A 24,689-nucleotide genomic window follows, 5' to 3' on the forward strand; every position below is an offset into this window, starting at 1 on the left:
AGGAGCGGTCCGTGGCCGCGAAAAGAGCGCCGCGGTGTACCAGCCACACCGCATCACGCCTTTCGCGGCCCTTGACCGCTCCTGCGGGAGTCGCGCCGGCGCGGTGAAACTGGCAGCATGGACGTACAAGAACTGGAGAACGGCCATGAAGATCGTTATCGCACCTGACTCATTCAAGGACAGCCTCAGCGCCGCCGATGTGGCTTCGGCCATTGCCCGCGGACTGCGCCAGGCGCTCCCCGATGCGCAACTCGTCGAACGGCCCATGGCCGATGGCGGCGAAGGCACCATGCAGGCCATCATGGCCGCCTGTCAGGGCGAGCTGTGCAGCCTCACCGTGGAAGGCCCTCTGGGCCAGCCCACCGAAGCGCATTGGGGCTGGCTGGCGAGCGAACGTACCGCAATCATCGAGATGGCCGAAGCCAGCGGATTGCAGCTGCTCGAACGGCAGCAGCGCGATGCCTGCGCCAGCAGCACCTACGGCACCGGGCAGCTGATTGCTGCCGCGCTGGAAGCCGGCGCGCGGCGCGTCATTCTCGCCATCGGCGGCAGCGCCACCAATGACGCGGGTACCGGCATGCTCTGCGCGCTGGGCCTACGTCTGACCGACGCCCAGGGCGCCGACTTGCGCCGTGGTGGGCTGGCATTGGCGAACCTGAACGCGCTCGATATCAGCGGCCTCGATCCGCGCCTGGCCGAGGTGCAGTTCGAAGTCGCGGCCGATGTCGACAACCCCTTGTGCGGCCCACACGGCGCCTCCCATATTTTCGGCCCACAGAAGGGCGCCACGCCGGAACAGGTAGTGGCCCTGGACAAGGCCTTGGACCACTTTGCCGATCACTGCGCACCACTTCTGGGCCACGATCACCGCAACCTGCCGGGGTGCGGAGCGGCCGGCGGCATGGGTTTCGCGGCCAAGGCGTTTCTCGACGCCTCGTTCCGCCCAGGCGTCGAAGTCGTGGCGCAATTGGTCGGGCTTGCCGATGCGATCAAAGACGCCGATCTGGTGATCACGGGGGAAGGGCGATTCGATGCGCAGACCCTGCGGGGAAAAACGCCCTTCGGTGTCGCGCGCATCGCGCGCGACGCAGGCGTCCCGGTGGTGGTATTGGCCGGCACGCTGGGCGAGGGTTATCAAGAGCTTTACAACCACGGGATCGACGCCGCCTTTTCCCTGGCCTCCGGGCCGATGACCTTGGAGCAGGCCTGCAGCGATGCAGGTGAGCTGCTCAGCGCTCGCGCCCGAGATATCGCCTTGCTCTGGCAACTGCGCCGCTAGCAGCGAATCCGCTACCGACGGTCAATCCCGCTCGCGCATGAAGAAACCGGCCACGTACTTGCGGAAGGTGTCCAGACTCTTGAAGTCGGCCAGACGCTTGAAGGTCTCGGAGCTGGGCTCCGGACCCAGCGGCTCCTTCATCAGCGAGACCGAGAGCACCCGGTCCAGGTCCGAACTGAGCACCAGCTCATCCATCACCATGGCGCCGATCACCGGTCGGCGCATCACCACCTTGACGCCCTTGCTGGCCATCCAGTCGATCAGCGACACCAGCATCTTCAATGGCTCCCGCTCCTCGTCGCGGAACACCGGGAACAAATGCCCGCGGGTCAGCACCGGCACCGTGGCCACATGCACCATCTCGTAGAACTGACTGCCAGCGGTGGCCGGCGAGTACAGCGCCAGTGCCAGCAACGGCCCGCTGCTGCGCGCCCCGCCCCACAAAAGATGATGACCCTGAAAGTCGAACCCGGCGCTGCTGCGGTCGGTGATCACCTTGCGACCCACCACATCTGCCACGCAATCGAGCAACAGCCCGTAGCGACGCTGCCCGATGAACGCGGTGGAATCCTGCAGGCGCGACTTGAGCATCATCATGTGCTTCATGTCGATACGGGTTTCCAGGTAGTTGCTCGCCGGCACCCGATCGATCAGCGGGTAACGCGTGGCCACGGCGCGCAGATCGGAGAACTGGCGGCTCAGGTCCTTCTTCAAGTGCGTGGCATACACGTTGAGCCCGGAGGCTTCGATGAAGGTCAGCAGCAACGACAGCAACCGATGCTGTTCCCGACGCTGGCTCGCTGCAAGCGCGTTCGCCGGAGCGCCCGGCGCAGCAGGTGCGCGAAAGTCACCTATCAGCTTGAGCGGCACGTCAGGAGGGAGCCAGGCGGCAGGCAGTGGCGCGTCGTCCCCACGCACCGACGGGTTTTCGCGCTCGTCATGGATGAACGGGCAGCCTGGTGCGTGCTCGGCCGTACCGGGGTTGTTCTTCAGAAACAGGGTGCCGGTACTGCTGTTGAGGGTCACGTTCATCACCGGCAGCGTGCCGGGCCGGCAATCGCACGCCAGCCACTGGCCCTGGGTACGAACTTTCATCAGCCACTGGTTGGCCTGCAGCAGCTTCGGACCTTCGCTGCGGCCTTCGGCGAACTCGGTCACCAACTGCTGCTCGGCAGGGGTGAGGGTGCGCACCTGGGCGCCGGTCTTTTCGATGATTCTCATGACGCTGCAAACGCCCCTTCGACGAACGGGTTCAGGCCGGGTTGGCTTGTATGGGACAACGCTTCGGCGCCATGTTTCCGTTGCTCGCGCCCCAGCCCGGTGCGCTGCCCCGGCCGCGCTGGCGGCACCATCGAAGGCAAGAACGAATGCACTATCGGCTTGCTGCGCACTCGAACCCTCGCTACCGTTGTACCCCACCTCATCGACAGGAGCCATGACATGGCAAGCACGCAAGCGAGCATCGACATTCCGGCATCGGCCGATCAGGTCTGGAACCTGGTGGCCGGGTTCAATTCCCTGGCCCAGTGGCTGCCGATGATTCAACAAAGCGAGGCCCAGGAGCATGGCCGGTTGCGTCACCTGACCACAGTGGATGGCACGGTCATCGTCGAGCGCCTGGAAAGCTACGACAATGCCGCGCGTACCTACAGCTATTCGATCACCGAAGGTCCGTTCCCGGTAAACGACTACCTCGCCACCCTCAAGGTGATCGAAGTGGACGCCGGCAACAGTCGCGTGGAGTGGGGCGGTCGATTCACCCCGGCAGGTATTTCCGACGCTGAGGCCGTGGAAATCTTCGACGGCGTCTATCAAGGCGGCTTGCAGGCACTGCGCGACAACTTCTGATCAAACCCGACCGGGTGACGGCGGGCAGGTCAGGCAGGGATGCGGGTGTTAGAATGTTCGGCGTTCACCTCGACGCTCTAAAGGATCCCCACGGTTTGTCTGATCTGCAAAACCCTCTGTTGCAATACCTCGCCCGGCTGATGCCGTCCAGCCGTACGACCATGCAATACGTATTGCAGGACGCCGCCGACCGCCTCGGCTTCGAGGACGCCGATATCCGCGAGGTCCCCTGGCATCTGCTGGAGCCGGGACATGTCACCTCGCTGGTGGCCGCGCTGCGCGAAGACGGTTACGCGCCCAACACCACCTCGCTCTACGTCAACGCTGTGCGTGGCGTCATGAACGAAGCCTGGCGGCTGAGCCTGATCGACCAGGATCACCTGCTCAAGATCCGCTCGGTCAAGCCCATGCAGGGCACGCGCCTGGGCAATGGTCGCAACCTCAAGCGCAGTCTGATCCGCGACCTGATGGAAGTCTGCGCCAGCGATCCGCGGCCCCAGGGCCTGCGCGACGCAGCCGTGATCGCGATTCTGTATGGCTCGGGCATGCGCAAGTCCGAGTCGGTCAACCTGGACCTGACCCAGGTCGACTTCGCCGAGCGCAGCCTGCGGGTCGTGGGCAAGGGCAACAAGGAACTGATCAAGTACGCGCCCAGCTGGGCCTTTACCCACTTGCAGACCTGGCTGGCGTTCCGCCGCAGCCAGCTGCCGGCCGGTCAGGCGGACGACGACTTCCTCTTCAACCGAATCCGCCGCGGCGCGCACATCACGCGCGAGCGCATCACCAAACACGCCATCTATTACATCGCCCGGCAGCGTGGTGCTCAGGTCGGCGTGAAGATCATGCCCCACGATTTCCGCCGCTCGTTCATCACTCGGGTGATCGAGGAGCATGACCTGTCGATCGCCCAGAAACTGGCGCACCACACCAACATCCAGACCACGGCGGCCTACGACATGCGCGACGACAACGAACGTCGGCGTGCCGTGGACCGCTTCGACCTCTAAGCGGGCGCGGCTTACTGGCGAGCCGCAGGCGCGGCCGGCAGGAACCAGTTCAGCACCAGCGCGCAGATACCCCCGGTGGCCACGCCCGATTCCAGCACGTTGCGCAGCGCACCCGGCATGTGTGCCAGGAACTCCGGCACCTGGGCTACACCCAGGCCCAGCGCCAGCGATACCGCGATGATCAATAGCGCCCGGCGATCGAGGTCGACGCTGGCGAGGATATTGATACCCGACGCAGCCACCGCGCCGAACATCACCATGGCCGCACCACCGAGCACCGGCTCGGGCACCGCCTGGATCACTCCGGCGACGGTGGGGAATAGACCAAGCAGAATCAGCATCGCGGCGATCCACACGCCGATGTGTCGGCTGGCGATGCCGGTGAGCTGAATCACCCCGTTGTTCTGGGCGAAGATGGAGCTGGGGAAGGTATTGAACAACCCGGCCAGCATCGAGTTGACACCGTTGACCAGGACGCCGCCCTTGATGCGCTGCATCCACAGCGGACCTTCGACAGGTTGGCGCGACACTTTGCTGGTAGCCGTCACGTCACCGATGGCTTCCAAAGACGTCACCAGGTAGATCACCAGCATCGGAATGAACAATACCCATGAGAAGCCCAGGCCGAAGTGCAGAGGCATCGGCACCTGGAACAGCGCGGCCTGATGCATGCCGGTGAAGTCCAATCGACCCAGGTAGCCGGCGAGCGCGTAACCCATGGCCAATGCGATGACGATGGCCGCACTGCGCATCCAGGTCACTGGAATGCGATTGAGCACCACGATGATCGCCAGTACCAGGCCGGAGAGCATGAGGTTTTCGCCATTGGCGAAGGTACCGTTGGCCATGGCGCCGAAACCGCCGCCCATGCTGATCAGCCCGACCTTGATCAAGGTCAGGCCGATCATCAACACGACGATGCCGGTGACCAGGGGGGTGATCAGTCGTTTGACGAAGGGCAGAATCCGCGAAATCCCGATTTCCACGAACGAGCCGGCAATGACCACGCCGAAGATGGCCGCCATTACCGCCTCTACCGGCGTGCCCTGCTGGACCATCAGTGCGCCACCGGCAATCAGCGGCCCGACGAAGTTGAAGCTGGTGCCTTGCACGATCAGCAGGCCCGCGCCGAACGGGCCGATGCGACGGCACTGCACGAACGTGGCGATACCCGAGATGACCAGTGACATAGAGACGATCATGTTGGTGTCACGGGCACTGACGCCGAGCGCCTGGCAGATCAATAGCCCCGGCGTGACGATCGGCACGATGATCGCCAGCAGATGCTGCAGGGCGGCAAGCAGGCCCAGCAATGGCCGGGGACGGTCTTCCAGGCCCAGGATCAATTCGTCGCTGGGCGGCAATGGGGCGGTCATAGCAAGGGCTCCGGAAAACGAGCGCGCGATGGCTCTTGGAAAAAGAGCGCGATTCTACGGCGCGTCGTCGACGCGGCAAAACGGTTTTTGCGCAGACTCTGTGAGCTGCAGACAAGAAAAAGCCCGCACGAGGCGGGCTTCGACTTCAAAGCCGTGGATCAGTCGTCGCGACCCATGATGCCGAACAGCTGCAGCAGGCTCACGAAGAGGTTGTAGATCGACACGTACAGGCTGATGGTGGCCATGATGTAGTTGCGCTCGCCACCGTGGATGATCGCGCTGGTCTGGAACAGGATGCACACCGACGAGAACAGCACGAAGCCGGCGCTGATCGCCAGTTGCAGGCCGGCGATCTGGAAGAAGAAGCTCGCCAGCACCGCACCCAGCAGCACGAAGAAGCCTGCGGTGACGAAGCCGCCCAGGAAGCTCATGTCCTTGCGGGTGATCAGCACGTAGGCCGACAGGCCGCCGAACACCAGCGCCGTCATGGCGAATGCCGAGCTGACCACTTCGGCGCCGCCCTGCATGCCCAGATAACGGTTGAGGATCGGGCCGAGCAGGAAGCCCATGAAGCCGGTAAGGGCGAAGGTGGACACCAGGCCCCAGGCCGAATCACGCAGCTTGTTGGTCAGGAAGAACAGGCCGTAGAAGCCGATCAGCACGACGAAGATGTTCGGGTAGCCGACGCGCATCTGCTGCGCGACGTAGGCCATCACACCACTGAAAGCCAGGGTGAGGGCCAGTAAGCCGTAGGTGTTGCGCAGGACGCGGCTAACTTCTAGCTGCTGCACCTGCGAGCCTTGATTAACTGCATAATCCTGTTCGCGCATGGCGAGACTCCTTTGATTGAACACGTCTGAAACGTTCAGATGCAAAGATCATATCAGACCCCTGTGCAGCCGCTCTATCCAGAGTTTGACAGCGTGTTTCATTACGGTATTATGGCGCCCGCAAAGCAACCAGCAAGACATCGGGAAATTGGCAGAGTGGTTGAATGCACCGGTCTTGAAAACCGGCGGACGTTAATAGCGTCTCCAGGGTTCGAATCCCTGGTTTCCCGCCAAACATCGTGAAGCCCCGCATTGGCGGGGCTTTTTCGTTTCTGCTCCTGCAGAAATGCCACGCTGTGAACTTCACTTGTGCAGGTGTCCTGATTGTTGCGCTACAGCAAGAAGAAGCTATCGAGATTGATCAGGAAGGGCGTCGTCTACGTGACCGTCATGGGTGTGATGGGCAACTCCGGCAGGATCTTCGACCACCTCTCGGTCTGGCAGCCGTGGCGTCTGGCCAAGCAGATGCTGGGTTATGTGCTGATGCACTGACCGTTGCGCCCGGTCAGTTCGGTGTCAGGCGGCCGCGCAGGGCCGAAACCTTGTCGCGCAAGGCGTGGCCGCGACAGATCAACACCACCAGCGAGCCCGCAGCGGCCACCGCCATGTCCTTCTGAGCATCCCAGACGTCGCCCTGAGCGCCGACGAAGGCCGAGTCGCCTCCGCCTGCGTACGCAGCCCCAGCCCACTCCATCAGTTCGTAGAGCATCGAGGTCGAGAGCACCAGCGACCAGGCGATCAGCGACGCCCAAGCACCCTTCAAATGGCACTTTTCGCTGACGATTTCCCGCAGCGGCAAGCTCAGCAGCAGTCCATAGGCCAGGTGGACGAAGCGATCGTATTGATTGCGCTCCCAGCCGAACGCTGCATTCACGTCCATACCGCTGATCAGATAGACCGCCGAGTTGTAGGGCACCTCGGGATAAGTGAAGTGGGTGCCCACCTCATGCAGGCACAAGAAACCGATCACCATGATCCATGACCGACGGCTCCAGTAAAACTGCTTGCGGGTGGTCCATACCGCTACGGCCCCGACCAGTACCAGGACGTTTTCGATCAACCAGGTCTGCCGGTCCACTGGCTGCCAGCCCGAGACGATCAGGGCCAGCAGCACAATGCAGTGCAGGTAGCCCACGCCGGTCGTTCGAGTGTTCATCGCTGCCTGCCTCAACAAGGTTCCTGATTCGGTTGATCCCCTGGCCCCTCATTAATTCGCTCGGTCTTGTGACTGCCTGTGACCGGCAATCCGCAGGAGCCCGCTGGAAACGTTCGAATCGAAAAAAAGAATGAACATTTGGCGCACTACCACCCGTCGTATCTATCTGCAACGAACGCGCGATAGATAGGTCAAGAGACTTACAGCCGCCGGATGCCGGCCTCCCCACGACAGGTATTGTCCATGATCGGAATCATTGTCCCAGCCCATAATGAAGAAGCAGTGGTTGCCCAATGCATCGAGTCGTTGCTGATCGCGGGTGAGCATCCGGCTTTGGCAGGTGAAGAGGTCTGCGTAGTCATCGTGCTGGATCAATGCACCGACGGGACTCAACGGGTGGTCAGCCGCTATCCGGTGCAAAGCCTGGACGTATCCCACTGCAATGTCGGTCGTACCCGTGCTGCGGGCGCCGAGCTGATGCTGGGGCAGGGCGCGCGCTGGCTTGCGTTCACCGACGCGGATACCGTGGTGCCCGCCACCTGGTTGGTGGATCAGCTGCGCTTTCGGACCGACGCGGTGTGCGGCACGGTCCGGATCGATGACTGGTCGCTGCACGCCGAAGAAGTGCGCACCCGCTACGACGCGCTCTATACCCCTGTCGAAGGCCACAAGCACGTGCACGGCGCCAACATGGGCGTCAGCGCTCGGGCGTACCGTCAGGTGGGCGGTTTCAAACCTTTGAAAGCCCACGAAGACGTCCATCTGGTAGCGGACCTGAACGAAGCGGGTGCGTCGATCACCTGGACTTCCATGAATTGCGTGACCACCAGCGCACGTCTGGATTGCCGCTGCCGCGAAGGATTCGGCGATTACCTGCGATCGCTGTCGATCAGCGCGCCACTCGAGGCCGTGAGTCCCTGACACGAAGATTGTCCGCAGGAATCTTTCCAGGATGAAAGTTGAAAATAACGTTGGAACTATTTGCAGGACGCAACGCCCTAAGATGATGCAATAAGTACTTAGCTTTTCCGCTTACATACTTTAAATACTGTCACTCAATATTGATCAAGGTGGGACTAACATGAAAAGCGAACAGATCGAAGGCGTAGCAGAGAAGATTGCTGGCAAGGCTCAAGGCGTCGTTGGCAAACTGGTCGGTGACCATTCCCTGCAAGCCGAAGGCGCAGGTCGCGAAGCGGCTGGCCAACTGACCAAGACCTATGGCGACGCTTTGAACAATGTGTCCGCTTTCGTCAAGGAAAAGCCAGGCGCTTCGTTGGCCATCGGCGCGGCCGTGTTCGTACTGGTTAGCCGCTTCCTGCGTCGCTGATCTGTCGTGTAGCGCTGCTTCTTCCAGATCGTTCGACGCCAGGCTCGGTGCCGGTCGAACGGTCGGGAAGTGCCGCAATAATGCGGCTATGTTCTTCCTCTTATATCTGTCTTTTCCAGCCCAGCGAGTTCTCGATTGCCTCTCGATAAGGCGTATGAATTTGTTGCGGTAGTCGTTCTATGTATTCTCTTGCGTGTTCCCTAACTTCCCCTGTCAATCCCGTTAGATAGCCGATCACGTTATCGACGCTGGGCACCCGTGCCTCGATTCCAGCGAAGCGGGGAGGAAGAGCTGTCCAGATCACCGCGTCCACTTCTTTGGCTTGAGCCCATCTGGCAATTACACCCGTGTCCGTTTCACTGCGGATGAAGGTGCCGATTCCGTCGTCGCGGCTGCGCGGGATCTGCTCACGTTCACGCAGCGCCTCGCAGGCGTGTCCGAGGCTGGCGCTCTCCAGCAGGGCCCAAAGCGCGGGGCGGGAGGGTGCATTCAGGCAGATTGCCGTGGCCAGTTCACCGCCATCTCCCACTCTGCAAAGCTCGATGGGAAAGCGCGGGCCATCTTCATGCCACGGACCGCAGACCGGTAATGCCCCGGGCTTCCAGACGAGTGATCCCCACGCCAGGCAAGCTATCTTCATAATCGATTCCTGTTTGAACAACCGTTGTCTGCAGGTGCAGTGTCAACTAAGGCCCCTGACGTGGGAGACAAGTTCAGGGGCGTTGGTCGAGCGGATTGCACGGGGCAGGACGGCGGCATGTTCAGTCAAGCAATGGTTTGGCCAGGGTATGCAATCGCTGTTTTTCTTCATCCAGCGTGAGGGCGAGTTCTGCTCGTTTCAGCAGCCACTGAGCATGAAGGCGGCATTGCGCGCCGAACACGTCTGGGCTGATGTCGTTCAGGCTGATCAGCGCCTTGATCATGCGAATGTCGACTTCCAGAAGCCCGGCGCCGTCGCGCGCCACCAAGGTGAAAAAGTCATCGAACAGGTCGGCAATCAGCAGGCCGTGTACATAGACGCGTTGGCAGTTGGCGTCGATCTCGGATGGTTGGTGCTCAACTGTGCCGTGTACGTGCCAGGCGGTCAGGCACCTGACCCCGCGGCCGATCACGTCGATCACCGTCCCCGAGTCGTTGGTGGCCGGCGACAGGGCGCGGGACGCGATCTCTGCCAACACCGAAATGCCAAAGCGCGGGTCCTGCTCGAAACTGCGGCGCAGGCCCACGGTCACGGCGTCGCGGATGGCCGGGACAAGCGCTTCGAAGGTCGCGGTTTGGGCCTCCTCGTCGTTGACGAGACGGGCGAGTGGCGCCCCCAGATGCAGGAATGCGCCGGGCAGCACTTCCATATAGATGCGCAGCCCGTGCTTCTCGGCCAGAACGCCAAGCGCTGCGACGTCGATGTGCTGGACGTAGCCGGTCTGATCACTGCGCACGCTGTGACCGGCCCTCGGCAGGGCCTGGTCGACAGGGTAGGGCGCAGCACCCATGTACGGCCATTGCGCGCGGTTCTTCAGTGATTGCAGCGCCGCGACTTCGACACGGTCGATGGTCTCGCCGACGCGACCGAGCTTTGACAGGTGATCGATCCAGCGCAGCAGGGTGTAGACGATCAGGATGATCATGACGATAGTGACGGCGAACAGCACCACCCGCCCTTGCGCGCCATAGGCTCCGGTGCTCAAGGCGATGATGCCGACCAGGCTGAACAGGAAGGAGCCGATGAAGGTCGCCAGGGCGTTCTGGGTGGTGGTGTCCTCCATGACCAGCGAGGTCGCCCGAGGCGTCACGCCGCTGCTGGCGGCACTGTAGGCACTGACCATGGTGCTGAGCGAAAAGGTCGTCACCGCGAGCATGCTGGAGGCGATGATTGCCAGGATCTTGTCGACCGAGTCGGCGCCGATCCGCGTCGGCAGGTCGGCGGGAACGAAATCCTTGAAGACGATGGCGATCAGCGCCGTGGCGATGCCCGCCAGGGAAAACAGGCTCGCGCGAAACCACAAGCGTTTGGTCATCTGACCCAGGGCCCAGCGCCAGCGAGCGATCATCGTGTATTCCTCGGGTAGTCGTATGCCTGCAGCGCTCGTCGGGGCGCGGCTGCACATTGAGTCCCTGACCTCGGTGAAAGTTTCACGATGACGTCGTCACAACGTGTATGGCCGTCTGTAGGAGCGGTCATCGGCCGCTATGGGTTTGTGCGGTCTGCCTGACGTACCGCTGTGCCCTTTTCGCGGCCACTGACCGCTCCTACAGGGACCGTTGTGACATTGGACGGAACCCAAGATCGGTCCGCAGGCTCACAGTCTTGAACCCCTCACCGACAGGAACCGATCATGGCCGATGACAAGCAACCGCCCGCCGAGGACACCGAGGACCAGACGCCTGCCCATTCCACACCGGAAGAAAAGGAGCGGCTCAAGGACTTCAACAAGGACGGCATTCCGCCAGGGGTGGCCTGAGGCTGCACCGAGGCATCCCACCGATTGGCATATCCACGACCGGAGCATTTATGAGCAACGACACCAAGCCCGACGACGACCTGGGTTTCGACCCGGATTCACCCGATCTGGCCGATCCTCAGATCGATCCGCCCAAGCCTGCAAAGAAGCCTGAAAGCGAGCAATCCGACGAGACGGGTGACACAGACGCGTATCCGCCCTATGGCACCAAGGACTGACTCTGGTAGCCTGTGCAGGCAGCGCTCGCCGTGTGCCTGCCGTAACCACGCGTGAAGCGTGTCTGCGCCTTCCAAGTCCCGTGACGGCGCACGCACGCTGCGACAAGTCTCCAGCCATGACATTGCCAGGAGAACCGCAACATGATTCCCACCAACGAAATGCGCCGCATCGTCGAGTCCAGTTTTGCCCCGCTGTGCTGTCATTGCACGCTGAATCCCGGCGGCACCATGACGGTCGAGGTATCGGACCCGGCCAGTGGGCAGGTCGACCTGCTGATGGTAGGCGTGAATACCCAGCCGCTGTCCAACAGCCGCGCCATCGCGGAACTGGTCGCCCAGCTGCGAGCCGAGCTCAAGGCCAATCAAGAGTGGTTCCGCCGCAACGTCCCGCGCGGAGCCGCCAGGCCTTGATCAGTCTGGCTGCTTCTGACGTTCCGGCAGGGCCTGCTCGTTGTTCTCGATGGTCCAGAGCGGCCTGAACAAGCGAGTCCACAGCCCCACGATCACCAACGTGCTGATGGCGCCGAACAGCGCCGCCGGTACAGTGCCCAGCGCGGTAGCACTGACGCCGGCGCGAAACTCGCCCAACTCGTTCGAAGAGCCGATGAACAGCATGTTGACCGCGCTGACCCGTCCGCGCATGTCATCGGGGGTGGCGAACTGGATCAACGAAGAGCGGATGTACACACTGATCATGTCCGCTGCACCCGCGACGAACAGCGCCGCGCAGGACACCCAGAACCAGGTCGACAAGGCGAACACCAGGTTGGCCACACCGAACACCGCCACAGCCAGGAACATGCGCTGGCCCATGCGCGCGTTGAGCGGCCGGATGCTCAAATAGAAGCCCATGCCAAGCTCGCCCAGTGCGATGGCGCTGCGCAACAGACCAAGCCCGGCCGGGCCCACATGCAGGATTTCGGCGGCATAGATCGGCAGCAGGGCGACGACGCCACCCAGCAGCACTGCGAACAGGTCCAGAGAGATGGCACCGAGAATGATGGGGCGTGAGGTGATGAAGCGGATACCGGCGGTGAAGCGACTTACTGCAGTGGTCTGATCGTCGACCGGGCGAACGATGCGCACGCTGGGTACCCACTGCAACAGCAGGACACCGATCGCGAAACCCAGCAGGCAGACGCCGAACGTCCAGCCGCCGATAGCGGCATACAACAGCCCGCCCAGCAATGGGCCGGCAATCACCGCCACTTTCATGATCATGCTGTTGGTGGCGATGGCCTGGGCCAGGTGCTCGCGGGCAACGATCTGCGGAAGCAAGCTCTGCACCGCCGGCCCGGTGAAGGCACGGGTGCAGCCGAAACACGAACAGCGCGACGTAGTACGGCCAGGTGTCGACGGTTCCAGTCAGGGCCAACCAGAGCAGTGCGGCCGAGGAGAGCACCGACACTCCCCAACTGATCTGCAGAATCCGGCGTCGATCGAAGCGGTCCAGCAGATCGCCCGCTGGCAGCAGCAACAGCACCATGGGTATGAACTGAGCCAGGCCGACGTAGGCCAAGGTCAACGGATGGCGAGTCATGTCGTACATGTGCCAGGCAACGACGATCGCCTGGATCTGCATGGCGAACATGGCCGCAAGGCGCACCATGAGGAAAGCGCGGAAACCGGGCTGCGAAAAGATAGCGGTAGAGGTGCGTTTCAAAGTCGACGTTCTTGTGCCAGTCAATGGGTCACGCAATGAGCGCATACGTTTCAAGATGTTAACGTGATTGAGTGTACGTGATGATGTCGGGGGTGTGCAGGTGCAGTCGCCGCGGTGATTACAAAAGGTGCGCTCGATATGTCGATAATGACTATTGACGAACGCAATAGTGGCGGGTTGTTTGCGCTGGTATCTTTGCTGTCGAAGATGAATACATGGCCAGGCGCTGATTCTTCCCCCCGCATGGCGACTGGCCAAGTGCTCTGCTTCGACTCTCTTTGGTTAATTTTCAGCCACCTCACGTCAGTGCGGTGGTTTTTTTTTGCCCGGCGAGAATGCGGCCACGATCCGCGGCCGCGAACGGGCAATCATTGCGCTGAAAACGCAAAGACCGTGGTCTGGGTGTAGGTCTGGCCGGGATTCAGGCGGGTGCTGGCAAAGTTGGGCTGGTTGGGCGCATCGGGGAAGTGTTGCGTTTCCAGGGTGAAAGCGCCCCAGTGCGGGTACAGCTTGCCGCCTTTGCCGCGAACCGTGCCGTCGAGGAAGTTGCTGGTGTAGAACTGCACACCCGGTTCGGTGGTGTACAGGGTCAGGGTGCGTCCCGATGCCGGGTCGGTCACCTTCGCCGCTTCGCGCTTCAGGTCGCCTTGGGTGTCCAGTACCCAGTTGAAGTCGAAGCCACCCTGTTTGGGCTCGGCGAAGGTCAATTGCTCATGCTTGGCCTGAATGTTCTTGCCAATGGCAGTGGGCGCCAGGAAATCCATCGGCGTGCCTTTCACCGGCGCCAGCTCGCCGGTGGGAATCAACTTCGCCGTGACCGGTGTGTAGCGGCTCGCATGCAGGGTTGCAACCTGCTTGAGCACATCGCCGCTGCCGGCACCGGCGAGGTTGAAATAGCTGTGGTTGGTCAGGTTGAGCACCGTCGGCTTGTCGGTCGTGGCCTTGTAGTCCACGCGCAGCTCGTTGCGCTCGTTCAGGCTGTAGGTGACTTCGGTCGCCAGCGTGCCGGGGAAGCCCATGTCGCCGTCTGGCGAGCGATAGGTGAAAGTCGCAGTGACACGGTCGGCATCCTGTTTGGCTTCGACGGCCCAGACGTGCTTGTCGAAACCACGGGTACCGCCGTGCAGTGCATTGCTCTTGTCATTGAGCGGCACCGAATAGGTCTGCCCATCCAGGCTGAACTTGCCGTCGGCCAGCCGGTTGCCGAAGCGGCCAATGGTGGCGCCGAAATACACGGTGGGGTTGGCCTGGTAGCCCTGAATGTCATCGAAGCCCAGTACCACATCCGCAACCTCGCCCTTTTTGTCAGGCACCTGCAGCGCCTGCAAGGTCGCGCCGTAGGTGATGATGCTGGCTTTCATGCCATGGCTGTTGCTCAGGGTGATCTTTTCCAGCGGCGTGCCGTCGGGCAGCGCGCCGAAGCTTTCGCGGGTCGAAGTCAAGCCTGCCGCGTGGGCAGAAATGGAAGCAGTCATGAGGGTCAATCCAATGGCGCTGAGCAGTTTTTGATGAATAGGCATGTAAGGCGTTCCGTAGTTTTTTATAGGAAATGGCTGGATCCCGGGGTTGGACAACCGGGCTCCGGCGATGGCTGCACTGGCAGGTATAGCTGAAATTCGACGTCCGTAAAAATAAATGGTAATACTATTTGGCAGATCGATCGTGGTGTCATTTCTGACAGGATCGACGACACGCCGCCGTCGACGGCATAAACGTGACGTTACGTTACAAATGCACATCCTGATATATGGTATGACTATTCGCTGATGTTGCTGGACGCTGTAGCTATTCAATAAAAATAAGGAGTTAGCTATGTTGAGTCGTCACGGGATCCGTTCCCTGTGCTGTGCCGCCCTGACCGCCGCGATGTTCGCAGGCTCATCGGCTTCCTGGGCCGAAGAGGTCAAAATCGGTTTCCTGGTCAAGCAGGCTGAAGAGCCCTGGTTCCAGACCGAGTGGGCCTTTGCCGAAAAAGCCGGCAAGGACAAAGGCTTCAAGGTCATCAAGATCGCCGTGCCCGACGGCGAGAAAACCCTTTCCGCTATCGACAGCCTGGCCGCCAACGGCGTCAAGGGCTTCGTCATCTGCCCGCCGGATGTGGCGCTGGGCCCTGCCATCGTCGCCAAGGCCAAGCTCAACGACATGAAGGTAATGGCCGTCGACGATCGCTTCGTCGATGCCAAGGGTCAGTTCATGGAGGATGTGCCCTACCTGGGCATGGCGGCCTTCGAGGTGGGCGAGAAACAAGGCATGGCCATGGCCGGCGAAGCCAAGAAGCGCGGCTGGGACTGGAAAGACACCTACGCGATCATCAACACCTACAACGAATTGGACACCGGCAAGAAGCGCACCGATGGTTCGGTGAAAGCCCTGCAGGCCGCTGGTCTGCCGACTGATCACATCCTTTTCGCCCCGCAGAAGACCCTCGACGTGCCGGGCAGCATGGACGCCACCAACTCGACCCTGGTCAAGCTGCCGGCTGGCGCGAAGAACCTGATCATCGGCGGCATGAACGACAACACCGTGCTGGGCGGCGTGCGCGCCACCGAAAGCGCCGGGTTCGCTGCTGCCAACGTGATCGGTATCGGCATCAATGGCACCGATGCCATCGGTGAACTGAAGAAGGCCAACAGCGGCTTCTTCGGCTCGATGCTGCCCAGCCCCCATACCGAGGGCTACAACACGGCGAGCATGATGTTCGAGTGGGTCACCACCGGCAAAGAACCGCCCAAATACACCGCCATGGATGACGTGACCCTGATCACGCGCGAGAACTTCAAGCAGGAACTGGAAAAGATCGGTTTGTGGAACTGATCTGACCCATGGCCTCTGCCCCGGCAGAGGCCGCTTCTTCACGGCCTGCCGTGATGCCTGCTCTGGAGTGGTATCCATGCGTGTAGAGTCATTGCGTTTCAACGGTATCGGCAAGAATTTTCCAGGCGTGCGCGCCCTGTCGGACATCAACTTCGAAGTCCGTCCCGGCAGTGTCCATGCGCTGATGGGCGAAAACGGTGCCGGCAAGTCAACCCTGCTCAAGATACTCGGCGGTGCCTACCAGCCCAGTGTCGGCAGCCTGCAGATCGGCGCTCAGACCCTGGTCTTCAAATCCGCAGCGGAAAGCATCGGCAGTGGCGTGGCGGTGATCCACCAGGAACTGCATCTGGTGCCGGAGATGAGCGTTGCCGAGAACCTGTTGCTTGGGCACATGCCGTCGCGGTTCGGCTTGATCGATCGCGGCGCCATGCTGCGCCGGGCGAGCGAACTGCTGGCCGGGCTGGCCGACGAGATCGATCCGCGCCAGCGGCTGGGCAGTCTGTCGCTGGGGCAGCGGCAGTTGGTGGAGATCGCCAAGGCCATGTCGCGCAATGCCCATGTGATTGCCTTCGACGAACCGACCAGTAGCCTTTCGGCGCGAGAGATCGATCGGCTGATGGCGATCATCGCCAAGCTGCGCGACGAGGGCAGGGTGGTGCTGTACGTCTCTCATCGCATGGAAGAGATATTCCGCATCTGCGACGCGGTGACGGTGTTCAAGGACGGGCGCTACGTGCGCACCTTCGACGACATGGCCCAGCTGACCCATGACCAGTTGGTGACCTGCATGGTCGGCCGCGATATCCAGGACATCTACAACTATCGTGCCCGTCCTCACCAGGGCGAGGCACTGCGTGTCGAGGGTTTGCTGGGCCCAGGGTTGCAGGAGCCGATCAGCTTCAGTGTTGCCAAAGGCGAAGTGCTGGGTTTCTTCGGTCTGGTGGGGGCGGGCCGCACCGAGCTTCTGCGGCTGCTGTCCGGATTGGCGACGAGCAAGGCCGGCAGCCTGACCCTGGACGGCCGCGCGCTGACCTTGGCCAATCCGCGCGACGCCATCGCCGCGGGCATTCTGCTGTGTCCCGAAGACCGCAAGAAGGAAGGCATCGTGCCGCTGGCCAGCGTTGCCGAAAACATCAACATCGGTGCCCGCGACCGCCATCTCACTCTGGGCTGCCTAGTGCAGGGCCTGTGGGAGAAGGAAAACGCCGCGCGCCAGATCAAGGCGCTGAACATCAAGACCCCGTCGGCCGAGCAGCCGATCATGTACCTCTCAGGCGGCAATCAGCAGAAGGCCATTCTCGGCCGATGGCTGTCGATGCCGATGAAAGTGTTGCTGCTCGACGAGCCCACGCGCGGCATCGACATCGGCGCCAAGGCCGAGATCTACCAGATCATCCATGGGCTGGCCGCCGACGGCATCGCGGTGATCGTGGTATCCAGCGACCTGATGGAGGTGATCGGCATCAGCGATCGCATCCTGGTGATGAGCGAAGGTGCGCTGAACGGTGAAGTCCTGCGCGAAGAGGCGCAGGAATCCAGGTTGCTGCAATTGGCACTGCCGCGCACTCGCGGCTGAACAATAACAATAGAGGTGCATATGTCTACGCAAAACACGCTGCCGGCGCCCCGCCAAGGCCTCAACCTGCGCCGCTTTCTGGACGAGTGGGTCATGCTGCTCGCGGCGCTGGCGATTTTCGTGCTGTGCACGATGTTCATCGACAATTTTCTCTCGCCGCTGAACATGCGCGGGCTCGGGCTGGCCATCTCCACCACCGGGATCGCCGCCTGCACCATGCTCTACTGCTTGGCGTCGGGTCACTTCGACCTGTCCGTGGGTTCGGTGATCGCCTGCGCAGGGGTGATTGCGGCGGTGGTCATGCGCGACACCGACAGCGTGCCACTGGGTGTTAGCGCGGCCCTGTTGATGGGGCTGATCGTCGGTCTGATCAATGGCATCGTCATCGCCAAGCTGCGCATCAATGCGCTGATCGCGACCCTGGCCACCATGCAGATCGTGCGCGGGCTGGCCTATATCTTTTCCAACGGCAAAGCGGTCGGGGTGATGCAGGAGGACTTCTTCGTCTTCGGCAACGGCCAGTTGCTGGGCGTGCCGGTGCCGATCCTGATCACCATCGTCTGTTTCATCTTCTTCGGCTGGCTGCTCAACTACACCACTTATGGCCGCAACACCATGGCCATCGGCGGCAACCAGGAAGCTGCTTTGCTGGCCGGTGTGCATGTGGACCGCACCAAGATCATCATTTTCGCCGTACATGGCGTGATCGGTGCGCTGGCCGGTGTGGTGCTGGCGTCGCGCATGACCTCGGGCCAGCCGATGATCGGCCAGGGCTTCGAATTGACGGTGATTTCAGCGTGTGTGCTGGGCGGGGTGTCGCTGGCAGGGGGGATCGGCATGATCCGCCATGTGATCGCCGGGGTGCTGATTCTGGCGATCATCGAGAACGCGATGAACCTGAAAAACATCGACACGTTCTACCAGTACGTGATTCGCGGGACGATCCTGTTGATCGCGGTGATCATCGATCGTTTGAAGCGGCGTTGATTTGCGGGGCGGCTTTCGCGGGCAGAGACCCGCTCCCACATTGCAATGCCGTGGGAGCGGGCTCTGCCCGCGAATGATTCACCGCGGTGCATCAGGCAGGTTGCGGGGAGGCTTTCGCGGGCAGAGCCCGCTCCCACACGAGTACAGTTCATTTCACTCTGTGGAAGCGGGCTGGGGATCAGACCACCAGCGACAGCAGCAGGATGAAGATCAGGCCCACCACCGACAGGATGGTTTCCATCACGGTCCAGGTCTTCAGGGTTTCGGTGACGGTCATGTTGAAGTACTGCTTGACCAGCCAGAAACCGGCGTCGTTGACGTGTGACAGGATCACCGAACCGGCGCCGGTAGCCAGCACCAGCAGCTCACGGTTCACGCCGGGCATCATGCCGATGACCGGGGCGACGATGCCCGCACCGGTAATGGTCGCTACCGTCGCCGAACCGGTCGCGACGCGAATCACCGCAGCGACCAGCCAGGCCAGCAGGATCGGGTTGACCTCGGCCTGCACGGCCATCTGCCCAATGATGTTGCCCACACCGGTGTCCACCAGCATCTGCTTGAATCCACCGCCGGCACCGACGATCAGCACGATGGCCGCAGTGGGCGCCAGGCTCTGGTCCAGCAGCTTCATGATCTTCGCCCGGTCGAAACCGCGCGCCACGCCGAAGGTGTAGAAGGCCAGCAGCAGGGCGGCGAGCAGGGCGGTGATCGGGTGACCGATGAAGTCCATCCACTGGCGGAACAGGTTTTCCGCCGGCAGCGCCACGTCGGCGAAGGTCTTGAGCATCATCAGGAACACGGGCAGCAGGATGGTGATCAGGGTCACCGCGAAGCTGGGCAGGTTCTGGTTGTCCGACTCCTTGGCGATCTGGTCCATCAGTTCCTTGGAAGGATTGCCCGGAATGTATTTGGAAATGAACGAACCGAAGATCGGGCCGGCGATCATCGCGGTGGGCAGGCCGACGATAAGCCCGTAGAGAATGGTCTTGCCGATATCAGCGTTGAAGATGCCGATGGCCAGCAGCGGGCCCGGATGCGGCGGGACCAGCCCGTGCACCACCGAAAGGCCGGCGAGCAGCGGGATACCGATCTTCACCAGCGACACGCCGGAACGGCGGGCGACGATGAACACCAAGGGGATCAGCAGTACGAAGCCGATCTCGAAGAACAGCGGGATGCCCACCAGAAAGGCGGAGAACATCATCGCCCAGTGGATGCGCTTGACCCCGAACTTGCGGATCAAGGTCTGCGCGATCTGGTCGGCGCCCCCCGAGTCGGCCATCAGTTTGCCGAGCATGGTGCCCAGCGCGAGGATGATGCCGACGAAGCCAAGGACCCCACCGAAGCCATCCTGGAACGACTTCATGACCTTGACCACCGGCAGACCGGATGTCAGGCCCAGGAAGATCGCCGCGATGGTCAGGGCGACGAAGGGGTGAACCTTGAACTGGGTGATGAGCACGATCAGACCAATGATGGTGACCAGTGCATCAAGCAGCAAGTAGGTGTCGTGAGCTAAGCCAAACATAAAGGTCTGCCTCGTGTTGTCGTTGTTGTGGGCGCAACGGTTGTGGTTGGGAACATCGGGCGCTGCCGGGCGGAAAGCTCAGATAGCGCTGTCTTCAAAAGCCGTTCAAGCCAGCGTGGAGGCGCCATGCTCGACCAGCCAGTTTTCCACCTGCTGCGCCAGCTCCACGATGGGGACTGTGGCATCCAGGGGCAGGGTCAATGCTTCACCGGTGGGCCGCTCCAGGGTAGCGAACTGGCTGTCGATGAGGCTGGCCGGCATGAAGTGACCGGGCCGGTGAGCAACGCGATTGGCGGCTTCTTCGCGGGTCAGTTCGAGAAACACGAAGCCCAGGCCGGGCACGGCGTTGCGCAGGGTTTCGCGGTACTTGAGCTTGAGGGCGGAGCAGGTCAGTACCGGGCGCTGTCCCGATTCGATACAGGCGCGCATTTCTTCGCCCAGACGCAGCAGCCAGCCGGCGCGGTCCTGGTCGTCGAGGGGAGTGCCGGCGCTCATCTTGGCGATGTTGGCTTCGGGATGAAAGCTGTCGCCTTCGATCAGGCGGCCGCCGCTGCGACCGACGATGGCTGCACCGACGCTGCTCTTGCCGCAGCCGGATACTCCCATCACCACCAAAGCGTTCAGAGGGGCATTCATCAAGTCACTCCTGCTGGGGCGCACCGGGTATGGATACGGCGCCCTCATCTTATTGATCTTGTCAAAGCAGTCTGGTGCAGCCTGCAGTAATAGCAAGGCACAAATCATTATTGCTCTGGATTCGAGACAGCGCTACCTTACCTCAACTCTTTTTCATTGCAAGTAGATAACAACAAGAATCATGGCGCGAATCGGCTCACGCGCAACCGGCCTACCGACCCTGGCCGAAGTTGCCAAACTTTCAGGTGTTTCTCCCATTACCGCTTCGCGCGCATTGCGCGGGGTGTCCACGGTTGCTCCACAACTGGCCAGCAAAGTGCTGGAAGCCGCGCAAGCGCTGGGTTACGTGGTCAATCCGGCGGCACGGGCGCTGGCGTCGGCGCAGAGTCAGTCGGTGGTGGTGCTCATTCCTTCTCTCTCCAACCAATTGTTCATCGACACACTGGAAGCCATCCATGAAGTGATGCGTCCGCGTGGGCTGGAAGTGTTGATCGGCAACTATCACTACGATGTCGACGAAGAGGAAAACCTCATTCGCAACTACCTGGCCTACAAGCCGGGTGGGATGCTGCTGACGGGCATGAGCCGCAGCGAACGCTCCCAGGTCATGTTGCACAACAGCGGTGTGCCGTGCGTGCACATGATGGAGCTGGGTGCTGAGGGCCAAGGCGCCTGCGTCGGTTTTTCCCAGGAGCAGGCCGGGAGTGTGGCGGCGCGGCATCTGCTGGCCGCCGGGCGGCGGCGCCTGGGATACGTGGCGGCGCAGCTCGATCCACGCGTGATGCAGCGGGCCGAGGGGTTCAGGGCGGCGCTCGAGGCGGAAGGGGTGCACGATCCGCAACTTGAAGTGCTGTGTCCGCAGCCTTCGTCGATCGGCCTGGGTGGCGAGTTGTTCGCCGACCTGATGCGTCGGCATCCGGACGTGGACGGCGTGTTCTTCTGCAACGACGACCTGGCCCAGGGCGCGATCTACGAGGCGCAGCGCCAGGGCATTGCCGTTCCGGATCGGGTCGGCATGGTGGGGTTCAATGATCTGCCGGGGTCGGCCCACCTGGTGCCGCGGTTGACCTCGATCCGCACCCCGCGCGCGCAGATCGGGCGCAAGGCGGCGCAGATGTTGCTCGACAGCATGGATGGCAAGCGTCATTGCGCCCAGGCGATCGACCTGGGCTTCGAATTGGTCGTGCGCGAAACCTGATACTGCGGTGTGTCTGGCGTACCGCAGCGCGGCCTTCGCGGGCAGAGCCCGCTCCCACAGTGGATCGCGGCGCTTGTGTAGCAGCGGCGCGAGCCGCGTCGGCGGTGGATGCGGTGTGCCTGTTATACCGCAGCGCGCCCTTCGCGGGCAGAGCCCGCTCCCACAGCGGATCGCGGCGCTTGTGTAGCAGCGGCGCGAGCCGCGTCGGCGGTAGATGCGGTGTGTCTGATGCCACGCGGTGAAGCCGGACGCGGCTTGCGCCGCTGCTACAGGGATCGCGGCGCTTGTGTAGCAGCGGCGCGAGCCGCGTCGGCGGTGGGTGCGGTGTGTCTGATGCCACGCGGTGAGGCTGGACGCGGCTTGCGCCGCTGCTACAGGGATCGCAGCGCTTGTGTAGCAGCGGCGCGAGCCGCGTCGGCGATGGGTGCGGTGTGTCTGATGCCACGCGGTGAAGCCGGACGCGGCTTGCGCCGCTGCTACAGGGGATTGCGGTGCCTCTGTAGCAGCGGCGCGAGCCGCGTCGGCGGTGGATGCGGTGTGTCTGATGGCACGCGGTGAAGCCGGACGCGGCTTGCACCGCTGCTACAGGGGATCGCGGCGCCTCTGTAGCAGCGGCGCGAGCCGCGTCGGCGGTGGGTGCGGTGTGTCTGATGCCACGCGGTGAAGCCGGACGCGGCTTGCGCCGCTGCTACAGGGGCGGTGCTGTACCTGACGTTGCGCTGGAATTCAGCGTAGGTCGCGTTCCTGGCCGGGGCTGTGGTTGAAGAGGCGCTTGTACTCGCGGCTGAACTGCGAACTGCTCTGGTAGCCCACCTTCAACGCAACCTGGCTGACGTTCATTGCGTCGGCCACCAGCAGTGCGCGGGCCTTGAGCAGGCGCAGGCGCTTGATGTATTGCACCGGCGAGGCCAGGGTGTTGCGCTTGAAATGCTCGTGGAAGGTCGAGGCACTCATGTTCGCGCGACGGGCCAGGTCATCGACCTGCAACGGCTCTTCGTAATGCGCATGCAGCCAGGACAACGCGCCAGCGATGCGGGCGAATTGCCCCTGTTGCTCCACCAAGGCACGCAGCACATGGCCATTGGGCCCGCGCAAAGCGGTATAGAGGACTTCGCGCAGGCGAGCCTGGCCCATGGCCAAGCGGTCCTGGGGATCGTGCAGACACTGCAGCAGCCGCTCCACGGCCCCGCGCATGGAATCGTCCAGCGGCACGGCGGTCATCGACTCGGTGGTCTGCGCCTGACTCGGCCCGGGCTCCATGGCCAGGACCAGTTCACCCAGCAACGTGCGATCGATCGGTATCGACACGCCGAGCAGGGGCAGCTGTTCACTGGCGAAGGTCTCGCACTCGAACGGCACCGGCAGGGCCTGGATCAGGTAATGCCCGGCGCCATACTCCAGGGTGCGCTCGCCCAGGTACGCCAGCTTGCTGCCTTGGGCGATCACCATCAGGCTCGGTTCGTAGATCTGCGCGGTGCGCGCGATATGGCTGCGGCACGAAACCACCCGCAAGCCGTCGATGGAGGTAGGGATCCAGTCATCGGCAACGGCGAGCGGACGGATCAGTTCTACCAGGCGGGCGTTGGCGTCGAGGTGTTTGGTCAGGCTCATGGGATACCACGGATCAGGCATGAAATCAGTCGTCCATGATCGCACGTTCGGGCCCCGTTTGCGGGGTGCTCGGAGGAATGGGCATGCATCGCGCAGGATCGGACATGGCCGCGAGCGCGCGTGAGGGCCACAATCGGCGCCTGATCATCTTCGTTTCGAGAGGTTTCAACATGTCCAAGGCACTCGGCTACGCCGCGCTTTCGCCCACCACGCCACTGGCTCCCCTGAGCTTCGAACGTCGTGCCCTGCGCCCCGACGACGTCAGCATCGCCATCGAATTCTGCGGCGTCTGCCACTCCGACCTGCACCAGGCTCGCAACGACTGGGGCATCGCCGTGTATCCGCTGGTACCAGGCCACGAGATCGTTGGCCGCGTCGTCGCCGTCGGAGACCAGGTGCAGAAGTACGCCGTCGGTGACCGCGTGGGCGTGGGCTGCATGGTCGACTCGTGCCAGCACTGCGATGCCTGTCACGCCGACCTCGAGCAATACTGCCTGGAAGGTCCGACCATGACCTATGCCACGCCCGACCGTATCGATGGCACCAACACCATGGGCGGCTACTCGGACAGCATCGTCGTCAGCGAGAACTTCGTGGTGCGCATTCCCGACGGCCTCGATGCGGCCAACGCTGCGCCAATCCTCTGTGCAGGCATCACCACCTATTCGCCGCTCAAGCACTACGGCGTCAAGCCGGGTGACAAGGTCGGCATTCTGGGCATGGGTGGCCTGGGCCACATGGGCATCAAGTTCGCCAAGGCGCTGGGCGCCGAAGTGACGCTGTTCACCCGTTCGGCGAGCAAGGCTGCCGAAGGCCGCCGCCAGGGCGCGGACCATGTCATCGTGTCGACCGATGCCGAGCAGATGAAAGCCGCTGCCGAAACCTTCGACTTCCTGCTCGACACCATTCCGGTGCCTCACGACCTGAACCCCTACCTGGAAACCCTGCGTTTCGACGGCGTGCACATTCTGGTCGGGTTGATCCAGCCGGTAGACCCTGCGCTGCACGCAGCCAACCTGGTGCTCAAGCGCCGTGTGCTGGCCGGTTCGTTGATCGGTGGCATCAAGGAAACCCAGGAAGTGCTGGATTTCTGCGCCGAGCACAACATCACCTGTGATATCGAGATGCTGGACATCAAGAACATCAACGAAGCCTTCGAGCGTATGCACG

General features: G+C 62.3%; 24 protein-coding genes, 1 tRNA gene and 1 pseudogene. 15 read left to right on the forward strand and 11 right to left on the reverse strand.

What is annotated here, in order from left to right; genetic code table 11:
* Positions 1 to 145: 145 nt before the first annotated feature.
* Positions 146 to 1,279, forward strand: a complete 1,134-nt coding sequence (locus ABMD26_RS21935) for a glycerate kinase (protein WP_354311758.1) — start codon at positions 146 to 148, stop codon at positions 1,277 to 1,279.
* A 21-nt stretch (positions 1,280 to 1,300) separates the two neighbouring features.
* Here the strand turns inward: ABMD26_RS21935 and ABMD26_RS21940 are convergent, their stop codons facing one another.
* Positions 1,301 to 2,500 carry a DUF8534 domain-containing protein gene (locus tag ABMD26_RS21940; RefSeq protein ID WP_354311759.1) on the reverse strand — a complete coding sequence of 400 codons (1,200 nt, stop codon included), beginning with the start codon at positions 2,498 to 2,500 and terminating at the stop codon, positions 1,301 to 1,303.
* A gap of 219 nt (positions 2,501 to 2,719) precedes the next feature.
* On the opposite strand from ABMD26_RS21940, the gene ABMD26_RS21945 reads away from it, so the two are divergent.
* Both ABMD26_RS21945 and ABMD26_RS21950 read left to right on the forward strand, forming a co-directional pair.
* The gene (locus ABMD26_RS21945; RefSeq protein ID WP_354311760.1) at positions 2,720 to 3,127 is read left to right on the forward strand and encodes an SRPBCC family protein; all 408 of its coding nucleotides are present in this window, start codon (positions 2,720 to 2,722) and stop codon (positions 3,125 to 3,127) included.
* Positions 3,128 to 3,180: 53 nt separating this feature from the next.
* Complete coding sequence (locus ABMD26_RS21950; protein WP_056842766.1) at positions 3,181 to 4,134, forward strand: site-specific integrase; 954 nt, start codon at positions 3,181 to 3,183, stop codon at positions 4,132 to 4,134.
* Positions 4,135 to 4,145: 11 nt separating this feature from the next.
* On the opposite strand, the gene ABMD26_RS21955 is transcribed toward ABMD26_RS21950, so the two are convergent.
* Positions 4,146 to 5,510 carry a nucleobase:cation symporter-2 family protein gene (locus ABMD26_RS21955; RefSeq protein ID WP_354311761.1) on the reverse strand — a complete coding sequence of 455 codons (1,365 nt, stop codon included), beginning with the start codon at positions 5,508 to 5,510 and terminating at the stop codon, positions 4,146 to 4,148.
* 158 nt (positions 5,511 to 5,668) lie between these two features.
* Positions 5,669 to 6,340, reverse strand: coding sequence for a Bax inhibitor-1/YccA family protein (locus ABMD26_RS21960; RefSeq protein WP_354311762.1), 672 nt, complete (start codon positions 6,338 to 6,340; stop codon positions 5,669 to 5,671).
* Between the two features lie 142 nt (positions 6,341 to 6,482).
* On the opposite strand from ABMD26_RS21960, the gene ABMD26_RS21965 reads away from it, so the two are divergent.
* Positions 6,483 to 6,573, forward strand: a tRNA-Ser gene (locus ABMD26_RS21965).
* Positions 6,574 to 6,664: 91 nt separating this feature from the next.
* The gene (locus ABMD26_RS21970; protein WP_192000613.1) at positions 6,665 to 6,832 is read left to right on the forward strand and encodes a hypothetical protein; all 168 of its coding nucleotides are present in this window, start codon (positions 6,665 to 6,667) and stop codon (positions 6,830 to 6,832) included.
* Between the two features lie 13 nt (positions 6,833 to 6,845).
* Here ABMD26_RS21970 and ABMD26_RS21975 read toward each other — a convergent pair whose 3' ends face one another.
* Entirely contained in the window at positions 6,846 to 7,496 is a 651-nt protein-coding gene (locus tag ABMD26_RS21975) for a DUF2238 domain-containing protein (protein WP_134722418.1), read from the reverse strand.
* Positions 7,497 to 7,739: 243 nt separating this feature from the next.
* Here ABMD26_RS21975 and ABMD26_RS21980 point away from each other — a divergent pair, with 243 nt between their 5' ends.
* Both ABMD26_RS21980 and ABMD26_RS21985 read left to right on the forward strand, forming a co-directional pair.
* Positions 7,740 to 8,417, forward strand: a complete 678-nt coding sequence (locus ABMD26_RS21980; RefSeq protein ID WP_049859527.1) for a glycosyltransferase family 2 protein — start codon at positions 7,740 to 7,742, stop codon at positions 8,415 to 8,417.
* A gap of 160 nt (positions 8,418 to 8,577) precedes the next feature.
* Complete coding sequence (locus ABMD26_RS21985) at positions 8,578 to 8,826, forward strand: CsbD family protein (protein WP_043189409.1); 249 nt, start codon at positions 8,578 to 8,580, stop codon at positions 8,824 to 8,826.
* A gap of 100 nt (positions 8,827 to 8,926) precedes the next feature.
* Here the strand turns inward: ABMD26_RS21985 and ABMD26_RS21990 are convergent, their stop codons facing one another.
* Positions 8,927 to 9,466 (reverse strand): hypothetical protein, encoded by a 540-nt coding sequence (locus ABMD26_RS21990; protein ID WP_354311763.1) that lies wholly within the window; start codon positions 9,464 to 9,466, stop codon positions 8,927 to 8,929.
* Between the two features lie 121 nt (positions 9,467 to 9,587).
* Positions 9,588 to 10,874 carry a DUF2254 domain-containing protein gene (locus tag ABMD26_RS21995; RefSeq protein ID WP_354311764.1) on the reverse strand — a complete coding sequence of 429 codons (1,287 nt, stop codon included), beginning with the start codon at positions 10,872 to 10,874 and terminating at the stop codon, positions 9,588 to 9,590.
* A 285-nt stretch (positions 10,875 to 11,159) separates the two neighbouring features.
* Here ABMD26_RS21995 and ABMD26_RS22000 point away from each other — a divergent pair, with 285 nt between their 5' ends.
* The 3 genes from ABMD26_RS22000 to ABMD26_RS22010 all read left to right on the forward strand — a co-directional run bounded on the left by ABMD26_RS22000 (position 11,160) and on the right by ABMD26_RS22010 (position 11,914).
* The gene (locus ABMD26_RS22000; protein WP_090358366.1) at positions 11,160 to 11,285 is read left to right on the forward strand and encodes a hypothetical protein; all 126 of its coding nucleotides are present in this window, start codon (positions 11,160 to 11,162) and stop codon (positions 11,283 to 11,285) included.
* Positions 11,286 to 11,335: 50 nt separating this feature from the next.
* Positions 11,336 to 11,503 (forward strand): DUF6021 family protein, encoded by a 168-nt coding sequence (locus tag ABMD26_RS22005; protein ID WP_167375933.1) that lies wholly within the window; start codon positions 11,336 to 11,338, stop codon positions 11,501 to 11,503.
* Between the two features lie 141 nt (positions 11,504 to 11,644).
* Entirely contained in the window at positions 11,645 to 11,914 is a 270-nt protein-coding gene (locus tag ABMD26_RS22010; protein ID WP_122742315.1) for a DUF1652 domain-containing protein, read from the forward strand.
* Here the strand turns inward: ABMD26_RS22010 and ABMD26_RS22015 are convergent.
* A pseudogene (locus ABMD26_RS22015) lies at positions 11,915 to 13,112 on the reverse strand (MFS transporter). It abuts the gene before it with no gap.
* Positions 13,113 to 13,534: 422 nt separating this feature from the next.
* A complete protein-coding gene (locus tag ABMD26_RS22020; RefSeq protein ID WP_354311765.1) occupies positions 13,535 to 14,686 on the reverse strand; it encodes an aldose epimerase family protein in 1,152 nt (383 codons plus the stop codon).
* Between the two features lie 292 nt (positions 14,687 to 14,978).
* Between ABMD26_RS22020 and ABMD26_RS22025 the strand changes: the two genes are divergently transcribed.
* From ABMD26_RS22025 to araH, 3 genes are all read left to right on the forward strand, one after another.
* Positions 14,979 to 15,980, forward strand: coding sequence for a substrate-binding domain-containing protein (locus tag ABMD26_RS22025; RefSeq protein ID WP_122742312.1), 1,002 nt, complete (start codon positions 14,979 to 14,981; stop codon positions 15,978 to 15,980).
* Between the two features lie 76 nt (positions 15,981 to 16,056).
* Positions 16,057 to 17,556: an L-arabinose ABC transporter ATP-binding protein AraG gene (gene araG / locus ABMD26_RS22030; RefSeq protein ID WP_354311766.1), complete on the forward strand. Its 1,500-nt coding sequence runs from the start codon at positions 16,057 to 16,059 to the stop codon at positions 17,554 to 17,556.
* A 21-nt stretch (positions 17,557 to 17,577) separates the two neighbouring features.
* Positions 17,578 to 18,543 carry an L-arabinose ABC transporter permease AraH gene (gene araH, locus ABMD26_RS22035; protein ID WP_354311767.1) on the forward strand — a complete coding sequence of 322 codons (966 nt, stop codon included), beginning with the start codon at positions 17,578 to 17,580 and terminating at the stop codon, positions 18,541 to 18,543.
* Between the two features lie 178 nt (positions 18,544 to 18,721).
* Here araH and ABMD26_RS22040 read toward each other — a convergent pair whose 3' ends face one another.
* Together ABMD26_RS22040 and ABMD26_RS22045 are read right to left on the reverse strand one after the other, a co-directional pair.
* On the reverse strand, positions 18,722 to 20,074 hold the full coding sequence (locus ABMD26_RS22040; protein ID WP_056842757.1) for a GntP family permease: 1,353 nt from the start codon (positions 20,072 to 20,074) through the stop codon (positions 18,722 to 18,724).
* 105 nt (positions 20,075 to 20,179) lie between these two features.
* Entirely contained in the window at positions 20,180 to 20,710 is a 531-nt protein-coding gene (locus tag ABMD26_RS22045) for a gluconokinase (RefSeq protein WP_354311768.1), read from the reverse strand.
* 181 nt (positions 20,711 to 20,891) lie between these two features.
* Here ABMD26_RS22045 and gntR point away from each other — a divergent pair, with 181 nt between their 5' ends.
* A complete protein-coding gene (gene gntR / locus ABMD26_RS22050) occupies positions 20,892 to 21,908 on the forward strand; it encodes an HTH-type transcriptional regulator GntR (protein ID WP_354311769.1) in 1,017 nt (338 codons plus the stop codon).
* Between the two features lie 726 nt (positions 21,909 to 22,634).
* Here the strand turns inward: gntR and ABMD26_RS22055 are convergent.
* Entirely contained in the window at positions 22,635 to 23,519 is an 885-nt protein-coding gene (locus ABMD26_RS22055) for an AraC family transcriptional regulator (protein WP_043189436.1), read from the reverse strand.
* 170 nt (positions 23,520 to 23,689) lie between these two features.
* Between ABMD26_RS22055 and ABMD26_RS22060 the strand changes: the two genes are divergently transcribed.
* A partial coding sequence (locus ABMD26_RS22060; protein WP_354311862.1) for an NAD(P)-dependent alcohol dehydrogenase occupies positions 23,690 to 24,689 on the forward strand: 1,000 nt, incomplete at its 3' end.

It is taken from the genome of Pseudomonas sp. PvP001 (genome assembly GCF_040546375.1).
In the GTDB taxonomy this organism is placed as follows: domain Bacteria; phylum Pseudomonadota; class Gammaproteobacteria; order Pseudomonadales; family Pseudomonadaceae; genus Aquipseudomonas; species Aquipseudomonas coleopterorum.